Origin of the sequence: Pseudomonas chlororaphis subsp. chlororaphis, from assembly GCF_003945765.1 — a bacterium.
Classification (GTDB): Bacteria; Pseudomonadota; Gammaproteobacteria; order Pseudomonadales; family Pseudomonadaceae; genus Aquipseudomonas; species Aquipseudomonas chlororaphis.
Map to the genome: position 1 here is coordinate 5,768,091 of NZ_CP027712.1, position 17,701 is coordinate 5,785,791.

Consider the following 17,701-nt stretch of genomic DNA (forward strand, 5'->3'; position numbering starts at 1 on the left):
GGCTTTCAGCGCCCCAGGCGCGCCATCACCGCGAGCATATCCGGGCGCCGGGCGGCCCATTCCTCGCGGGTAATGCCGAGCAGCACCACGTCGATGCGCTGGCCGTCCTTCTCGACGTTCTGCCGGCGCACGCCCTCGAGGGTGAAACCGAACTTCTGGTGCAGGCGGATCACCGCCTGGTTCAGCGCCAGCACCTCGCAGTTGAGCTTCGCAAGGCCGGCCGCGCCGAAGGCATGGTCGAGCAACCAGAATTCCAGCTGGCTGCCCAGGCCCTTGCCCTGCAAGCCGCTGTCCAGGTAGAAGGCCCAGTCGGCGCTCTTGTGCAAGGCATTGATCGCGTTCAGCGACACCACGCCACAGGCGATTCCCTCTTGCAGCACCACGAACACCGACTGCCGCGGATTGCCCGCCAGCGAGTCGAGCCAGGCACGGTGCTCGGCCTCGGAAATCTCGTGGGAGGTGTACATGTACTTGCGCACGTCCGGCTGGTTGCGCAGCTCGCGCACGCGCGCCTGTACCTGTGCACAAGTCTCGAGTATCGGCACGACCTGCATGCGGGGCTCCTGGTCTGAAACGGATGCCGCACAGCCTAGGGGCAACGGTGCCCGGCGGCAATTCAAAAGATCCCGCTACCCGACGCGGGCTTGCGCCGGCGCAGCACATGCAGGCCCAGGCACACCAGGCTGGTGCCGAACGCTACGATCAACATGCCCTGCGGCGTCTCGCGCTCGCGGCGGCTGTCCAGGCATTCCATGGCGTTGGCGCATTGCGCGATGCACAACTCCTGGCCATCGAGGGTGCAGCTCAGCACCGCGTCGCGCAGGTGGGTGAAGCTCAGCGTGCGCCCCAGGATCTGGTCATGGCCGACGTTCAGATAGCTGATGCCACGAACCACCTTGAGCCGGGTGTATTCGCCACTGTCCGCGTCCTCTATCAGCATCCCGCCACGGTCGGCATACAGCACCTTGCCGCTGAGGGATTCGACGTTGGCACCGTCCAGCCCATAGTCGACAAGGTTGAAGATCCACAGATGAAGCAGGGTCATGAACAAGCCAATGGCAAAGGACAACCACGCCGCCTGCAGCAGCAGGGGCAGCGTGGAGAAATCACGCAGGGAACGCAGGACGGACCGGATCAAGGCAGCTCCCGAAAACTGGCGCGTGGACCGCGCGTTTTTTTTCGAGAGATTAGCGGGTAAATGGGCCTTGGCTAAGCACAACTTTCAGCGGTATGGGTCGGGCTAACACGCGGGCTGGCAGCGAAGGCTCTAGCCCGCGTTCCCCGGCGCCTGCAGGCGTTTGCGGGGGCGAATTTTTCTGCTGCGCGAAAGCGCCTCAGGACCCGGCACAGACCCTAGGCGCCCCACTGCCTGCCAGCCTCGGCATGCGCGTACCGAAGTACCCCGCGCTGACCACCCCGACCGCGCCCATCACCGCGCAATAGATCACGCAGATCCACGGGCTCCAGGGCATCAGGCCGATCAGCAGCAAAGGCGTGGTGCTCGCCCACAGCGCGTAGGCGATGTTGTAGGTAAAGGAAATGCCGGAGACGCGAATCCGCGCCGGGAACAAACCGACCATCACCGACGGCACTGCGCCCACCACGCCACAGCCAAGGCCGGCGATGGCGTAGGCCAGGCCGACCCAGGCGCCGCCGCTGATCAGGCAGCCATAAAGCAGGCCAATGCCCAGCGGCAGCAGCAGGCTGTAGAGCATCACCGTGCGCCAGGCGCCGATACGGTCGACGATCAGCCCGGCCAGCACGCAACCGATATTCAGGAACACGATGCCCAGGCTGCTCAGGGCGAAGGTGTGGCTGGCGCTCATGCCGAAGGTTTTCTGCATCATGGTCGGGGTGATGACCACGAACACCACCACCGCCGAGGTCAACACGCAGGTGAGAATCGCCGCCGGCAACAGGGCCAGGCGATGCTCGCGCAGCACGGTGCGCAACGGCAGTTCGACGGCGCTGTCGCGCTGTTCCTGCATGGCCATGAACACTGGGGTTTCGCTGAGCCAGCGGCGCAGCCAGACGCCAATCACGCCGAACACCCCACCGAGCAGGAACGGGTAACGCCAGGCGTGATCGAGGATTTCCGCCGGAGTGAAGAGTTGCGCCAGCAGGGTCGCGGTCAGCGCACCGATCAGGTAGCCGAAGGTCAGCCCGGCCTGCAGAAAGCCCAGGGCATAACCGCGATGGCCGGCCGGTGCGTGCTCGGCGACGAACACCCAGGCGCTCGGCACTTCACCGCCCACCGCCGCGCCTTGCAGCACCCGCAGCGCCAGCAGCAACAGCGGCGCGAAATAACCGATCTGCGCGTAGGTCGGCATGATGCCGATCAGCAGGCACGGCAGGGCCATCATCAGGATGCTCAGGCTGAACACCTTCTTGCGCCCCAGGCGGTCGGCGAAGTGCGCCATGAGAATGCCGCCCAGCGGCCGCGCCAGGTAGCCGGTGACGAAGATCCCGAAGCTCTGCAACAGCCGCAGCCACTCGGGCATTTCCGGCGGGAAGAACAGCTGGCTCAGGGTCAGGGCGAAAAACACGAAGATGATGAAATCGTAGATTTCCAGGGCGCCGCCCAGTGCCGCCAGGCCCAGGGTCTTGTAGTCGGACCGGGAAAACGGCGCCGGCCGCGCGTCAGGGGAAAAGGACATAAAGCCACTCGGTGTTGGGCACAATTCAAGGCGCCCATGGTCTACGCAAACGCCGCGAGGGACAACCGCAACACCCTTCTGGGTCGGTTTTTAGGCTTTTCCTGTGCATTGAATCGGCGCCGCGGACGCCAATAATCGGCGACTTTCCCACCCGCAACAGGAAAGCCGCCATGAGCATCCATACCCGCAGCAAACGCCTGACCGTGCCGCAACTGGTGGCCATGAAAGGCCAGCAGAAGATCGTCTCCCTGACCGCCTACACCAGCCACATGGCGCAGCTGATGGACCCGTTCGTCGATTTCGTGCTGATCGGCGACTCCACGGCCATGGTCGGCTACGGCCGCACCTCGACCCTGGACATGAGCCTGGAAGAGATCATCGGCCACACCCGCGCCGTGGTCGCCAGTTCACGGCTGGCCTGCGTGATCGCCGACATGCCGTTCGGCAGTTACCAGGAATCGCCGCAACAGGCCTACCGCAATTGCGCCGAAGTGCTGGCGCGCACCGGTTGTGACGCGCTCAAGCTCGAAGGCGGGCTGGCCCTGGCGCCAACCGTGGAGTTCCTGGTGCAGCGCGGGATTCCGGTTATGGCCCATATCGGCCTGATGCCCCAGTACGTGAACGTCATGGGCGGCTTCAAGGCCCAGGGCCTGAACGACGCCACGGCCCAGGCCATCGAGGCCGACGCCCGCGCCCATCTCGAGGCCGGGGCGTTCAGCCTGTTGCTGGAAGGGGTGGCGGAAAACCTCGCGCGGCGCATCAGCGACTTCTCGGCGATGCCGACCATCGGCATCGGCGCCTCCCCCGCCTGCGACGGCCAGGTGCTGGTGACCGAGGACCTGTTGGGCCTGGGCGGGTCCCAGGTGCCGCGCTTCGTCAAACAGTACGCCGATGTCGGGGCGCTGATCAGCCAGGCCTGCGAGCGGTTCGCCGCCGAGGTGCGCGATGGCCGCTTCCCCGAGGCGCGGCACTGCTACGGCGTCTGATCGATGGCCCGGGCCAGGCGTTGCACGGCACCGGCGATGTCCTGGCGCCAGTCGAGGGTGACGCTCAGGCGCAGGTGATGGCGCCACAGGCCTTGCTGGCTGAACATCTGTCCCGGGGCGATGACGATGCCCTGCCCCAGCAGTTGCTCATACACCTGGGCCATATCCACCGGGCGCGTGGCCTCGGCCCACAGGGTCGCGCCCCCGGCCGGGGTAACCACCCGCAACTGCTCGGCGGCGTGTTCGGCCAGCAGCGCCTGCAGCTGGCCCATGCGTTCGCGCAGCAGGCCGCGCAACTGAACCAGGTGCTGATCGACCCGGCCGCTGCCCAGCAGTTTGGCCACGGCCTTCTGGCGGATCGGTGACAGGCGGAACGCGCGCTCGAGAAAGTGCCGCTGCAAGCGCGCGCCCTGGCCACGGCACAGCACATAGCTGAAGGGCGCCTCGGAACCGATGACTTTGTCGAAGGTGGAAAACACCAGCAGCCGCTCGGGATCGGCGTAATCGCGATACCGCGCCGGCGCCGGTGTAAAGCAGAACTCGCCATAGCTGTCATTTTCCAACAGCCAGATGCCGCGCTCCCCCAGCCAGCGGCACAGCTGCCGTTTGTCCGCCGCGGGCATCAGGCTGCCGTGGGGCGCGCTCAGGGTCGAAGACAGCAGCGCCAGGCGCACCGGTTCGCGTTGCAGCACCTCCTGCAGGCGCTGGCGATCGAAGCGTCCTGCGGCGTCCAGCGGCAGCTCGATCACGCGGATCTTCGCCGCCTGCAATTGCCGCAGGATCGCCCAGGAACAAGGCGACTCCACCAGGGCGACGCTGCCGTTCAGCTCCAGGGCATCCAGCGACAATGCCAGCACCGCGCGCAAATCCGTGCCGAGAAATACCTGCTCGGCCTGCCAGTAATCCGTGGTCGAGCGGGTGTAGCGCTCGGCCAGCGCCGTGCGCAGTTCCGCCTCGCCAAACGGCTGGTACAGCGGCACCTGGGAGCGCGGGTACTGGCGCACCAGCTCGCGCTCGGCGGTCAACAGGGGATTGTCCAGCGACAGCAGCATCGCCGGAGCGTCGCTGCACAGCGCCAGCATTCCGGGCTGGCGGGCGTAGGCATAGACCCTGTCCAGCAGGTCCGTATCCGGCGCCAGCCCTGGCGCCGGCACGGGGCGGCTGAAGTAGCCCTGCTTGGGCCGGGCGTAGATCCGCCCTTCGTCCTCGAGCAAGCCATAGGCGTACTTGGTGGTGGAAACCGAGACCTTGAGGCGCTGGGCCAGGGCGCGCAATGACGGCAGGCGCTGCTCGGCCGCGCTGGCGCCGTCCAGCCACTCCACCAGGTAGCGGTAGACCGCCTGATAGGCGAAAGGCGTTTCGCGGCTCACCGCGTCAAGCGTCCTTGGCCAGGGCGATTGCCGCCTGGATCGCCGCGCGGGCCTGGGGGCTGTTTTTCCAGCAGCTGGAGCCGACCAGGGCCGAGGCCTGGGTGACGATCTCCAGGGCATTGGCCCGGGCCAGTTGGGCGAGGGAGTCGATACCCAGTTGTTCGAGGCGGGCGACCACGGTTTCGCCGACACCCTTGAGCTTGAGCAGCGCCTGGCGTTCTTCGAGCGGGAATGGCATGTACTTCAATCCTTTGCAGTGGTTACCAATTGCCGCATTCTTGCACAGTTCTCGATCGCCCCAGCCTGAGGCGACCGACCTCCTGACAATCATAAAAAGACTTGAGGTATCGACGTGTCCACAGACATTGAAGACAGCCGTTCCGCCCGTTTTGCCCTGCGCTGCTCGAACTGGGCCGAGCGCTGGTTCCCCGACTCCTGGGTGTTCGCCGCGCTGGCGGTGATCATCGTCGCCCTCGCCACCATGGCCATGGGCGCCAAGCCCACCGACACCGCCATGGCCTTCGGCGACGGTTTCTGGAGCCTGATCCCCTTCACCATGCAGATGGCCTTCGTGGTCATCGGCGGTTATGTGGTCGCCAGCTCGCCGCCGGCGGTGAAGCTGATCGACAAACTGGCGCGTATTCCGAAGAACGGCCGTTCCGCCGTGGCCTGGGTGGCGCTGATTTCCATGGTCGCCTCCTTGCTCAACTGGGGCCTGTCCCTGGTGTTCGGCGGCTTGCTGGTGCGCGCCCTGGCCCGGCGTACCGAGCTGCGCATGGACTACCGCGCCGCCGGGGCCGCGGCCTACCTGGGCCTGGGCGCGGTCTGGGCCCTGGGCCTGTCGTCATCGGCCGCGCAATTGCAGGCCAACCCGGGCAGCCTGCCGCCGTCGATCCTGTCGATCACCGGGGTGATTCCGTTCACCCAGACCATCTTTCTCTGGCAGTCCGGCGTGTTGCTGCTGGCCTTGATCGTGGTCTCGCTGGTCATCGCCTACGCCACCGCGCCCGGCCCGAACTCGGCGCGCGACGCCAAGGCCTGCGGCATCGACCCGAGCTTCAGCATGCCCAAGCCACAACCGCGCACCCGCCCCGGCGAGTGGCTGGAATACAGCCCGCTGCTGACCATCCTGCTGGCCTTGCTGGCGGCCGGCTGGCTTTACCATGAGTTCGCCACCAAGCCGGCGATCACCGCGATTTCCGGGCTCAACACCTATAACTTTCTGTTCCTGATGCTCGGCGCGCTGCTGCACTGGCGCCCGCGCAGCTTCCTCGAAGCGGTGGCCCGCGCCGTGCCGACCACCACCGGGGTGCTGATCCAGTTCCCGCTGTACGGCTCCATCGCGGCCTTGCTGACGGTGGTCAAGGGCGTCGACGGCCAGACCCTGGCCCACCATATCTCGACCTTCTTCGTGCAGATCGCCTCCCACGACACCTACGCGCTGCTGATGGGGGTCTACTCGGCGGTGCTGGGCTTCTTCATTCCGTCGGGCGGCGGCAAGTGGATCATCGAGGCGCCCTACGTGATGCAGGTGGCCAATGACCTGCAATACCACCTGGGCTGGGCGGTGCAGATCTACAACGCCGCCGAGGCACTGCCGAACCTGATCAACCCCTTCTACATGCTGCCGCTGCTGGGGGTGCTGGGGCTCAAGGCGCGGGACCTGATCGGCTTCTCCTTCGTCCAGTTGCTGGTCCACGCACCGCTGGTGCTGGTGCTGCTGTGGGCGTTGGGCACCACGCTGAGCTATATGCCGCCCGTGGCGCCGTAATCTGTTGCCAGCGGCTCGCTCCCCCTGTAGGAGCGAGTCTGCTCGCGATCGGCCGCCAGGCCGAGGGTGCCCGCCATGCCCTCATCGCGGGCAATCGAGCGTCGACCGGACGCTCCTGCAGAGGCAGCCCTACATCCTTTCCAGCCTCCCCCTACTATCTTCTAAGCCCCGTCCCAGAGCCTTTTCTGTAGTCTTTCCGTCATATTCGGTTGCTACCGTGCAGCCGAAATACTTTGTTACGAATTGATCGAAAGGTAATCAGGGACCCGGCATGAGCGACGAACACTCGAAAGATCCAGAACATTCCAAGGCCACGGAGCCACCCACCGACACCAGCCGCCGGCGTTTTCTCGGCGGCGTGGCGGTGCTGGGTGTCGGCGCGACGCTCAGCGCCTGCGGCCACAACGACCCGGCACCGGGCAAGCCGGTGGAGCGCCCGCTGTCGCCGGCCGAGCTGGACCGGGCGCTGCGCGACAACGTGAAGAACGTGGTGGTGATCTATGCCGAGAACCGCAGCTTCAACAACCTGTTCGCCGACTTCCCGGGCCTGGAAAAACCGCTCTCGGCCCTCAAGCCCGCCGACTATCAGCAACGCGACCGCGACGGCAGCCTGTTGCCGGCCCTGCCGCCGGTCTGGGGTGGCGTCGCCCAGGTCGGGCCCCAGGCCCTGGATGGCGTGACCTACCCGGTCGGTACCCAGTACCAGGAGCACCTGCCCAACGCGCCCTTCGCCCTCAAGGGCCCCGATGGCGAAGACCTGCCCCTGGGCCTGGTCACCCGCGACCTGTGGCACGTGTTCTACCAGAACCAGATGCAGATCAACGGCGGCAAGAACGATGGTTTCGTCGCCTGGGCCGACGCCGGCGGCCTGCCCATGGGTCATTACGCCCAGAGCCGCTACGGGTTGCGCCTGTGGGATGTGGCCAGGGAGTTCGTGCTGTGCGACAACTTCTTCCAGGGCACCTTCGGCGGCTCGTTTCTCAACCACCAGTACCTGATCAGCGCCGCCGTGCCGTTTTATCCGGACGCGGCCAATTCGGTGGCCAGGCCGCAGATCGCCACCCTGCAGAGCGACGACCCGCTCGACACCCGTCTCAAGCCGCTGGAGCAGTCCCCGGCCAGCGCCATGAGCGGCCCGCCGCAATTCGGCCCGAGCCTGCTGACCCCCGACGGCTACGCGGTCAATACCATGGCCCCGCCGTACTGGCCGACCTGGATCCGCGACCCGCAGCGCCCGGCCTATGCCAAGGCCGACCTGCCCAATGTGCTGGTGCCGCAGCGCCACGACACCATCGGCGACAAGCTCTCGCGCAAGGACATCGACTGGGCCTGGTACGCCGGCGCCTGGCAGGTCACGCTGGACGCCTACAAGGATTCGGCGGGGATTCCGAAGATCCCCAACTTCCAGTACCACCACCAGCCGTTCAACTACTTCGCGCAGTTCGGTCCCGAGCATCCCAACGAACGCAACCATCACCTGCGCGATGCGGGCCTGGGCGATGAGTCGAGCAGCAACCGCTTCCTCGCCGATGTCGAGGCCGGCAAGTTGCCGCCGGTGGCGTTCTACAAGCCCCAGGGCAACCTCAACATGCACGCCGGTTATGCCGATGTGGCCGCGGGCGACCGGCATATCGTGCGCGCCCTGAAGGTGCTGCGCGAAAGCCCGCAGTGGCAGAACATGGTGGTGATCGTCACGGTCGATGAGAACGGCGGCTGGTGGGACCACGTCGCCCCGCCCCAGGGCGACCGCTGGGGGCCGGGGACACGCATCCCGGCGCTGGTGGTGTCACCGTTCGCCCGCAAGGGCACGGTGGACCATACGGTGTACGACACCGCGTCGATCCTGCGGCTGATCACCCGGGTGTTCCAGCTGGAACCGCTCGACGGCCTCAAGCAACGGGACGCGGCGATGATCGCCCGGGGGCAGGCGCCCATGGGCGACCTGAGCAATGCCCTGCACTTCCCGGCCTGAACCGACGGCAGCGGCCGCCCGGGCGGCCGTTTGCGGGTGCAAAAGAAATCCACCCTTTTCCTTGTCACCCGCTACTGTTTCAGTACGGAACTTACCTCGCCCAGACGAGGCCAACGCTGACAAGGAGCCAAGCATGAAACTCGCAGGATTGTCCCTCCCCCTCGCCGCCCTGACCCTGGGCGGCCTGACCCTAAGTAGCCTGACCCTGAGCACCGCAGCCCAGGCCAACGTCGATCTGAAGCTGGGCAACACCCAGCGCGTCACCCAACTCTTCTCCTACCCCAACAACTGCAACGTGATCTGCTTTCGCAACTGGACGCTGGAACAGACCGTCGAGCATTACCTGACCCAAAGCGTGAAGCGCGATGGCTACAGCACCGCCAAGGTCAAGGTGAAGACCGACAACAACCAGCTGTACGCCAACATCAGCGGTGTTCCGAAGGACTATGGCAAGCCGCTGACCGCCCTGCTGGATGCCGGCGACCTGGCCTACCAGGGCGCCAGCAAGCTCAACAGCGACGGCAAATGGACCTACAGCTGGTACCTGTTCCTGCCCCTGGGCATGGCCCTGGAAAACCGCAAGAGCGTCGAGTTGCTGCACTTCCCGCCGGACTACTCGCTGACTCAGGCCCAGGACTACCTGAAATCGGCCACCACCGACCGCTGGGCCACCCTGCTCACCACCAATGGCATTCCCGCCGAGCAGACCCCGGGCTACCAGACCATCATCGACATTGCACCGATCGCCGCCCCCTCCAGCGCGGGCAAGGACCTGGAAGGCGTCTACGGCTACTTCCAGGACTACCAGACCACCATGGTCAAACAGATCAGCCAGAGTGCCAGCGGCGCCGCCCTGCCAATGGTGGCGTTCGGCGCGCCGGTGCGTAACTGGATCAAGCAGCAGTACGGCCCGACCGTGAACGTGCTGGGCCTGGCGCAGATCAGCCCGAGCGCGGGCCTGAAGGTGCCGGTGCTGGGCTCCAACCACCCGAGTTACATCTGGTACGCGGCGGATCCGGAGAACTACGACGGCGACGAGGCCAAGGCCGACGCGGCCGGTTTGAAGGTGATGGGGCAGGATCTGAGCGCGGCCTGCTGGCAGGCCGGGATGGGCAGCAAGCCGGGCAGCGACCCGACAGTGCAGCTCAAAAGCTGCACGCAGAACTGGCAGGTGACCAACAAAGAGCAGACCTGCGCCCTGTTCTACACCTCGATCCGTAAGCTGACGCCGGAGCAGGCCCAGGCCAAGTGCGCCACCACGCCGGTGCAGACCCAGCTGAAGCAGCTGAAGGCGCCAGCACCGTCGATGAGTACCGAAGCACCGCCGCATATCTGACGGACAAGCGGTAATGGCTACATCCCATCGCGAGCAAGCTCGCTCCTACAGAACGGCACATCGCCCGTAGGAGCGAGCTTGCTCGCGATGGGTTTTCAGCGCCTCAGAGCGCTCCGACCGGACGCAGGCGATACTGCGGCGGCAGCTGCTCGAAACCACTGATGGTGGCGTTCAGGCTCTTCCAGCGACCGTCCTTGATGCCATAGATGCAACCGTGGATCGACAGGCTCTGCCCGCGATGCCAGGCGTTTTGCACAATGCTGGTGTGGCCGACGTTGGCCACTTGCTGGATCACGTTCAGCTCGCAGAGGCGGTCGACCCGCTCTTCCTCGGTGGCCAGTTGCCCCAGGACTTCGCGATGTTCGTAGTACAGGTCGCGAATCGAGCGCAGCCAGCCGTCGATCAGGCCCAGCTGGCGATCCTGCATCGAGGCGCGCACGCCACCACAGCCATAGTGACCGGTGACCAGGATGTGTTTGACCTTGAGCACGTCCACCGCGTACTGGATCACCGACAGGCAATTGAGGTCGGTGTGCAGCACCACGTTGGCCACGTTGCGGTGTACGAACAGATCCCCGGGAAGCATGCCGACGATCTCGTTGGCCGGTACACGGGCGTCCGAACAGCCGATCCACAGGTATTCCGGCGTCTGCTGGCGGGCCAGCTTGGAGAAGAATTCAGGATCTTCCTGCTTGATCGCTTCGGCCCAACGCTCGTTGTTATCAATCAGGTCTTGTAGTTCATTCATGCTGTGAAACCTCAGGATTGATGCGTTGCTATGACAGACGACTGTCTATCGGGGTCACGCGCGTCTATGCAGATACCGCTTATCCACCCCTTTGAATCTTGCCGGGTCTGGTGGGTCCACTCTTTAAGCCCAAAAGTATGAGCAACCGTCATGACTGAATCACGACGTCCCTATGGCGCGCCTCAGCCCGAGCCCATCGACGACAACGAAGACCGCATGGGTTCCATGGAAGAGCTGGACTTCGATGAAGAAGAACCCGGCGCCAGGGTCGGCGACCCTGCTTCCAGCCCTGTGGAGCATCGTACTCCCCACAGGCACATCCATGGCTCCAGCCTGACCGGCAACGCCGAGGATGAGCCCAACGACGATGAGCTGACCCCGGAAAACCTGATCCGCGAAGACGGCGCCCGCTCCGCCCATGAAGCCGGTGAAGACCAGCCGGCCGACTGGGACCTGAGCATTGTCGATGAAGACGATATCGGCGGCGGCAATGGCCTGGACGAAGCCGAGCTGGCCCAGCGCGACCCACTGGATGGCAAACGCTGATACCTGCCTTTAACAACTGTAGGAGCGAGGCTTGCCCGCGATAGCGGCTCGATACGCCGTCAATCGACCAGGGTGCAGGCCATCACCAACGCATCTTCGCGCCCGCCTGTCGCCGGATAGTAATCGCGGCGGCGGCCGACCTCGTTGAAACCGTAGCGCTCGTACAGCCGATAGGCGGTCTGGTTGCTGGAACGCACTTCTAGGAAGCATTCGCGCGCGTCTTTCTGGTAGGCGCGCTTCATCAATTCTTCCAGCAGGCGCAGGCCCAGGCCACGGCCCTGGCTTTCCGGCTTGACGGTGATATTGAGCAGGTGGGCTTCGTCGATGATCACCTGGATCACCCCGTGGCCGACCTGCTGGCTGCCTTCGAACATCAGCCAGACTTCATAGGATTTCAGGGCATCGGTGAAAATGCCGCGGGTCCAGGGATGGCTGAACGCCGCGTATTCGATTTTCAGGATGGCATCCAGATCCGCCTCGGTGGCCTGGCGGAACGATAAAGCGTCACTCATTGCTACTTTTCCAACGCGCCATCAGCCGACGCATGGCTTGCCAGACATCAGCCTTACGCTGTGGCTCTTCCATTAATAGTTCCAGCCCAGGCAGCGCCCAGGCCGAGCCCAGGCCTTCGACCTGGAGTTCACGGTTGTAGGACTGCGCATCAGCCTCGCCCGCGAAACGCACCGCCGGCAGGCCGATCAGCCACAGGCAGACACAAGGTTCTTCTTCGACGCGCGCCCCGACAAAGGCCTGGACGAAATCCCGCGCCGCGTCCGGCCCCTGGTCGAGATTGCCGCGGGTCAGCATCGGCCAGCGCACCGGCTCGGCGAGGATCTGCGGGCTGTCCGGCAGGCCAGCGGCGCGCAGCATGTCCTTGAGCAGCAGATAGGCCGGGTCGCGGCTCTGGAAGGCTTCGCCTGTGGGTAACTCCACCAGCAGCAGGCAACGACCGGCGCGCAGCAATTGCAGGGCGAAACGCGGTGGCGGCACGGGCGGGGCCTTGACCGGCGCCGGGGCCTCCTCGGCATCGACCACGGGCTTGCTGACCGGACGAACGGCAGCGCCGGCGGGACGCGGCACTTCGATTTTCGGCCGTTCGGCAGGCTTGGCCACAGGCTCGGCAACCGTTTTGGCCACAGGTGCAGGGGCTGCCGGGGCCTCGACCACAGGCTCGGCAATCACCAGTAACTCGGGACGGGACGGCGCCGCAAAGGGCAATTCGGTGCGCGGCAGCCAGCTGACCACCTGCATGGCGGACAGATAAGCGCGACGGCGAGACTCGATAAGCAAAGGTCGGCCACTTGTGGATAACTGAAGTGGGGGGATTCTACCGTCCTTCGCCGAAGATCGCCCGCAGTTGATTCGTCACAAAAACACCGGTCCAGCCCATGACAAGACCGAGGGGTGAATCGTCAGCCTTCCGATGCAGTACAATCGCTGCTTTTCATTGCCAACCAGCCGGCCATTCCGATGATCGAACCCAAGCGCGTGTTGCGCGCCCTCGCCGAACACTGGGCACTTCTGGAGCCACTGTGCGAGCACTTCGACCAAGGCACCCTGAGCCTCGCCGAACTGCGTTCACAGCTGGCCACCCAGCAAATTGACAGTACGCCACAGGACATTACCAGCCTGCTGGACGTGTGGATCCGCCTGGATATCCTGGTTCCGGTGGCGAAAAGCCCGAACCGTTTCGAGCTCAACGCACAGATCCACGACTTCCTCGCCTACCTGCGGCGCGAGCACCGCCTGGGCCTGTGCCTGGAAATCGAAGCCTACCTGCGCCACCTCGAACGCCTGGCCGGTTACATTCAGGACGCCTTCGACATCCGCGACGGCCATGACCTGGCCCGCCAGCTGCGGTTGCTGGACATGCGCGTGCGCGATGTATTGAAAAAGCTCGCCAACGACGAACAGGCCCTGGTGGCCGTCGCCGAGCGGGCCAAGACCAGCGACCGGCAGATTCCCCTGCGCCAGCGATACGCCGAGGTACTGGCCACCTGGGACGAATACGTCGAGCCGATGATCCAGCTGGTGAACGCCGACGGCGCCTTCGAGCAAGGCGTGCGCAAGGTCGAGAACGTCCTGCTGCGCATGCTCACCGAACAGCAGCGCCTGGGCCACCTGGTGGACGACGACATGCTGCTGCGCACCCACGCGCGGATCCTGGAAATGCAGACCAGCGCCCAGCTGACCCTGCGTCACGCCCGGGAACTGCTGCTGCCGCTGCGTGAAGAAGCCCGCCGGCACAACGCCGTGACCCGCGGCGCGGCCCTGGCCCTGTCGGCCATCCGGCGCAAGGGCATCGACGCCGTGCCGCAAGCGGCCATGCCACTGTTCACCCGTCCGCAAAGCACCTTCCTCGGCAGCTCCGGCCAGGTCGAGGCCTATGTCTATGCCCTGGCCAGCTTCGAGCCGAAGCCGACGCGCTTCCCCAAGGCGCACAAGACCCACAAGGGCGGCAATGCGCCACGGGCGCCACGTACGGTCCGCGAGATGCTCGACCGCTGCGAAGACGCCCTGCCGATGCCGGACCTGATGACCTGGCTGCTGGAGCAGGAACCGGACGGTGCCACCGACGAGTTGCTGTACTGGTTCTCCCGTCTGTCGCGGGAAAAACGCTTCAAGCGCGAGCGTCTGGAACGCCGCGACTACCACACCCACGAGCACCAGGTCAGCCTGCGCTCCTTCGCCCTGCTCTCGGCCCGCGATGACGTGACCGAGAATTCTGCGAGCACTCCACATGCATCTTGATCTTTCCGAACTGTCCCAGCTGGCGCCGATCTTTCGCGAGCTGTTCAAGGGTTATCACGTCAGCCGCCGCGACCCGGAGCTGTACTCCCAGCTGTCGAACTTCCAGGACCAGTACCGCACCCTGTTCAAGGCCCTGGGCTTCGAACTGGTATGCGACACCCGTGGTTTCTACTACTTCGTGCCGGAGAACGCCGCCGCCCAGGTGAACAAGACCGCCCAGCGCCTGGCGCTGTTCACCTTCATCCTGGTGGAGCACCTGGCTGACCAGGGCCGCGACCCGGTCGCCGTGCTCGACGGCGGCAGCCTCGGCCGCGACGAACTGCCGTCCTTGCTGGAGAAGTACCGCGACCTGTTCATCCAGGCCGAAGTGCAGACCCATGAAGAACTGGAAGAAAAAATCATGCGCCGCATGACCCAACTGGGTTTTGCCGGCGAGGAGCCGGGCATCTACCGCTTCCTGCCGCCGATGCACCGCTTCCTCGATGTGTGCCTGTCGGTGCAGCAGGACCGTGACCTGGCCGCCAGCCTGCACAGCGTGCTGCCATTGCCGACGCCGGTGCTGATCGACGAAGACAGCGACGAAAAACTGCTGCAGACCGACGACCCGCTGGACCTCAGCGAATTCGTCGAATCGGAAAGTGAAGAAGACGCACTGGCCCGCGCCATTGCCGAAGAACAGGAGCTCGACGCATGAGCAAGGAACGCTACGGCATCCGCCGCTTTGCCCTTTTGAACACCGCCGGCTACAGCCTGGGCCTGTTCCCGCTGGAAGAGCCGCTGTCGGTCTACGGCGCGAACAACCTGGGCAAGTCCGCTTCGATCAACGCTCTGCAATTCCCGATCCTGGCACGCATGTCGGACATGAGCTTCGGCAAGTACAGCCTGGAACAGTCGCGGCGTTTCTACTTCGCTACCGATACCAGCTACATCCTGGTGGAAGTGTCCCTGCCCCATGGCCCGCATGTGATCGGCGTGGCCGGGCGCGGTCCGGGCGGCAGTTTCGGTCACCAGTTCTTCGCCTATGCCGGCTCGCTGGACCTGGCGCACTACCAGAAAGACGACACTTGCCTGCGGCAGAAAGAGCTGTTCACCAACCTCGAGCGCCAGGGCCTGAAGGCCTATGAACTCAAGCCGGACGAACTGCGTCGCCTGCTGGTCGGCGGACATACCTCGATTCCGCTGGACCTGACCCTGATCCCGCTGCGCTCCACCAGCGAGCAGAGCCTGAAGACCTTCCGCGCGCTGTTCATCAACCTGCTGCACATGCGCGAAATCACCGCGGCCAAGCTCAAGCAGCTGTTCCTCGATGCCTTCGAGCACAGCCTGCGTTCCGGCAGCGTCGACTACATCGCCGCCTGCGAAGACGCCTTCCGCGACGTGCGCCGCATGGAGCAGGACTACAACTCGCTGGTGGCCGCGGGTCCCCTGGTGGAAGCCCTGGCCAACGGCGTGACACAGCGCGACATCCTGCGCGGCAAACTGCATCGCCTGTCGCCGCTGCTTGATTCGCTGCTGGGCACCTGGTCCGACTACGCCAGCGCGCGCAAGGAAGAGCTGACCATCCAGGCCGAGCACTACCGCAACGAGCAGGACGCACTGCAGAATGACCAGCGCAGCAGCACCCAGGAAATGATGCGCCTGGAGCGGGAAATCACCGGCACCCAGCGCTGGCTCGGTGAGCTCTCGGTGCTCAAGCATCGTTTCGCCCTGGTGGACGATGTCAAGGTCCTGGAGCAGCAACTGCTGGCGGCCAAGGATGCCCACGACGAACTGGCCGGCGCCCTGGCCCAGTCCCGGCAGTTCTCCGCCGAGGACCTGGAAGAGCGCCTGCGGGATCTGGAAAAACGCCTGAAGTCGGTCAAGCAGCAGCTCGATAACGCCGACAACAACAGCTATGCGCGCCTGCGCGAGGAATTCTCGCAACAGGACGTCGAGCGCCTGATGCGCCTGTTCAACAGCCAGTTGTTCAGCCTGCCGCTGGGCGAACATGGCATTGCCTTGGACGAGAACGGCGACTGGGTCAAGTCCGTGGAGCTGATCCTCGATGGCTTCAAGGGCGAGCGCTTCGAAGTGCCGGGGCTGTCCATCGACATTTCCCACATCGAACCGCCGGCCTTGCAGGCCCTGGCGGATCGCGCGGCATTGCGCGACCAGAAAGAGCGCCTGGACAAAGAACTCAAGCAGCTGAAAACCCAGGCCGCAGTGGCCGCCGACCGCGCCGCGAGCAAGACCCAGACCGAAGCGCTGTACCAGCAGGTGCTGGATGCGCAGAAAGCCCTGGAAGATTTCCGCCGCGCGCAGACCCTGAGCGCCGAGGAAGGCGAAAAGCTGGAACAGCTGGCGCAGATGGAAGCCGCCCAGGACGAACTCAAGCGTTCCAGCGACGCCTTCACCGAACGCGTCCAGCAGCTGTCGGCCAAGCTGCAACTCGTGGGCCGGCAGATCGGCGACATGGAAGCCAAGCAACGCACCCTCGACGACGCCCTGCGCCGTCGCCAGCTGTTGCCGGCGGACCTGCCGTTCGGCACGCCGTTCATGGAGCCGGTGGACGACTCCATGGACAACCTGCTGCCCCTGCTCAACGACTATCAGGACAGCTGGCAGGGCCTGCAGCGGGTCGATGGCCAGATCGAGGCGCTGTACGCTCAGGTGCGCCTCAAGGGCGTGGCCAAGTTCGACAGCGAAGACGACATGGAGCGTCGCCTGCAACTGCTGATCAACGCCTATGCGCACCGCACCGACGAAGCCCTGACCCTGGGCAAGGCGCGTCGCGCGGCCGTCACCGATATCGCCCGGACCCTGCGCAACATCCGCAGCGACTACGACAGCCTCGAGCATCAGTTGGCGCTGTTCAACCGCGAGATCAACAAACGCCAGGTGTCCAACCTGCAGAGCTTCCGCATCGTGCTCGCGCCGAACAAGGAAGCCCTCAAGCACATCGACCAGATCATCCACAGCGCCGGCCAGTACGAAGAAGGCGAGACCCTGTCGGTGTTCGACCTGAGCCAGAGCGCCGAACAGGATAGCAAGAACGAAGAGGCCAAGGAATACCTGGCCCGCCTGGTAGCGGCCAACCATAACCAACTGGGTCTGAAAGACCTGTTCGAGCTGGCGTTCGAGATCACCAAGGTCAATGGCCAGCCGGTGATCCACACCGATATCGATGGCGCGGCGTCCAACGGCACCACCATGACCATCAAGGCGCTGACCAACATGTACCTGTTGCTGCACTTGATGGACCGCGAGCAGGCCGGGCGCATCCGCCTGCCGTACTACCTCGACGAGGCTGCGGACATCGACGAGAAGAACCAGGCAGCGCTGCTGGAAACCAGCCTGCAACTGGGCTTCGTGCCGATCCTGGCCAGTGTGAAGCCGCAGGTGTCGGCCCAGGTCGCCATCGACCTGGAAGGCGGCAGCGGCCCGAACGGTATCTACATCGACGAGGCGGACTGGAAGTACATCCGCCGTCACGATCAGGTCAAGGCCACCCTGAACGTCGAGCCAGAAGCCGAAGCGGAGCTGGACGAGGTGTAACCGCCAAAGCCGTAAAACAAAAAGGCCGTG

16 protein-coding genes are annotated in these 17,701 nt (G+C 64.9%); 8 read left to right on the top strand and 8 right to left on the bottom strand.

The annotated features are described in order from the left end of the window. Positions 1–5: 5 nt before the first annotated feature. From pseH to C4K27_RS26165, 3 genes are all read right to left on the bottom strand, one after another. The gene (gene pseH / locus C4K27_RS26155) at positions 6–554 is read right to left on the bottom strand and encodes a UDP-4-amino-4,6-dideoxy-N-acetyl-beta-L-altrosamine N-acetyltransferase (RefSeq protein WP_007930162.1); all 549 of its coding nucleotides are present in this window, start codon (positions 552–554) and stop codon (positions 6–8) included. A 62-nt stretch (positions 555–616) separates the two neighbouring features. Further along, on the bottom strand, positions 617–1,138 hold the full coding sequence (locus C4K27_RS26160) for a hypothetical protein (protein WP_238437401.1): 522 nt from the start codon (positions 1,136–1,138) through the stop codon (positions 617–619). Positions 1,139–1,334: 196 nt separating this feature from the next. After that, the gene (locus tag C4K27_RS26165; RefSeq protein ID WP_053262654.1) at positions 1,335–2,657 is read right to left on the bottom strand and encodes an MFS transporter; all 1,323 of its coding nucleotides are present in this window, start codon (positions 2,655–2,657) and stop codon (positions 1,335–1,337) included. Between the two features lie 170 nt (positions 2,658–2,827). On the opposite strand from C4K27_RS26165, the gene panB reads away from it, so the two are divergent. Then, the gene (panB, locus tag C4K27_RS26170) at positions 2,828–3,643 is read left to right on the top strand and encodes a 3-methyl-2-oxobutanoate hydroxymethyltransferase (protein WP_053262655.1); all 816 of its coding nucleotides are present in this window, start codon (positions 2,828–2,830) and stop codon (positions 3,641–3,643) included. On the opposite strand, the gene C4K27_RS26175 is transcribed toward panB, so the two are convergent. Both C4K27_RS26175 and C4K27_RS26180 read right to left on the bottom strand, forming a co-directional pair. Beyond that, positions 3,631–5,013, bottom strand: coding sequence for an aminotransferase-like domain-containing protein (locus C4K27_RS26175; RefSeq protein WP_053262656.1), 1,383 nt, complete (start codon positions 5,011–5,013; stop codon positions 3,631–3,633). The two genes, panB and C4K27_RS26175, sit on opposite strands and share 13 nt — an antisense overlap. A 4-nt stretch (positions 5,014–5,017) precedes the next feature. Then, entirely contained in the window at positions 5,018–5,251 is a 234-nt protein-coding gene (locus C4K27_RS26180) for a hypothetical protein (RefSeq protein WP_007930149.1), read from the bottom strand. Positions 5,252–5,365: 114 nt separating this feature from the next. Here C4K27_RS26180 and C4K27_RS26185 point away from each other — a divergent pair, with 114 nt between their 5' ends. The 3 genes from C4K27_RS26185 (at position 5,366) to C4K27_RS26195 (ending at position 10,092) form a co-directional block, all read left to right on the top strand. Beyond that, positions 5,366–6,784, top strand: a complete 1,419-nt coding sequence (locus C4K27_RS26185; RefSeq protein ID WP_007930148.1) for a short-chain fatty acid transporter — start codon at positions 5,366–5,368, stop codon at positions 6,782–6,784. Positions 6,785–7,055: 271 nt separating this feature from the next. Next, positions 7,056–8,756: an acid phosphatase gene (locus C4K27_RS26190; RefSeq protein WP_053262657.1), complete on the top strand. Its 1,701-nt coding sequence runs from the start codon at positions 7,056–7,058 to the stop codon at positions 8,754–8,756. Positions 8,757–8,889: 133 nt separating this feature from the next. Further along, positions 8,890–10,092, top strand: a complete 1,203-nt coding sequence (locus C4K27_RS26195) for a hypothetical protein (RefSeq protein WP_009045631.1) — start codon at positions 8,890–8,892, stop codon at positions 10,090–10,092. Positions 10,093–10,195: 103 nt separating this feature from the next. Here C4K27_RS26195 and can read toward each other — a convergent pair whose 3' ends face one another. Next, the gene (can, locus tag C4K27_RS26200) at positions 10,196–10,840 is read right to left on the bottom strand and encodes a carbonate dehydratase (protein ID WP_007930139.1); all 645 of its coding nucleotides are present in this window, start codon (positions 10,838–10,840) and stop codon (positions 10,196–10,198) included. 150 nt (positions 10,841–10,990) lie between these two features. On the opposite strand from can, the gene C4K27_RS26205 reads away from it, so the two are divergent. Beyond that, complete coding sequence (locus C4K27_RS26205) at positions 10,991–11,386, top strand: hypothetical protein (protein ID WP_053262658.1); 396 nt, start codon at positions 10,991–10,993, stop codon at positions 11,384–11,386. Between the two features lie 59 nt (positions 11,387–11,445). On the opposite strand, the gene rimI is transcribed toward C4K27_RS26205, so the two are convergent. Together rimI and C4K27_RS26215 are read right to left on the bottom strand one after the other, a co-directional pair. Continuing rightward, the gene (rimI, locus tag C4K27_RS26210) at positions 11,446–11,898 is read right to left on the bottom strand and encodes a ribosomal protein S18-alanine N-acetyltransferase (protein ID WP_009045633.1); all 453 of its coding nucleotides are present in this window, start codon (positions 11,896–11,898) and stop codon (positions 11,446–11,448) included. Continuing rightward, positions 11,891–12,676, bottom strand: coding sequence for a hypothetical protein (locus tag C4K27_RS26215; protein ID WP_053262659.1), 786 nt, complete (start codon positions 12,674–12,676; stop codon positions 11,891–11,893). The genes rimI and C4K27_RS26215 overlap by 8 nt, the downstream gene beginning before the upstream one ends. A gap of 180 nt (positions 12,677–12,856) precedes the next feature. Between C4K27_RS26215 and mksB the strand changes: the two genes are divergently transcribed. Genes mksB through mksF form a run of 3 tightly spaced genes read left to right on the top strand, consistent with a single transcriptional unit; the run spans position 12,857 to position 17,671 of the window. Next, positions 12,857–14,137, top strand: a complete 1,281-nt coding sequence (mksB, locus tag C4K27_RS26220) for an Mks condensin complex protein MksB (RefSeq protein WP_053262682.1) — start codon at positions 12,857–12,859, stop codon at positions 14,135–14,137. Next, a complete protein-coding gene (mksE, locus tag C4K27_RS26225; RefSeq protein ID WP_007930132.1) occupies positions 14,127–14,831 on the top strand; it encodes an Mks condensin complex protein MksE in 705 nt (234 codons plus the stop codon). Before mksB ends, mksE begins: the two co-directional genes overlap by 11 nt. Next, the gene (mksF, locus tag C4K27_RS26230; protein WP_007930131.1) at positions 14,828–17,671 is read left to right on the top strand and encodes an Mks condensin complex protein MksF; all 2,844 of its coding nucleotides are present in this window, start codon (positions 14,828–14,830) and stop codon (positions 17,669–17,671) included. Before mksE ends, mksF begins: the two co-directional genes overlap by 4 nt. Positions 17,672–17,701 lie beyond the last annotated feature (30 nt).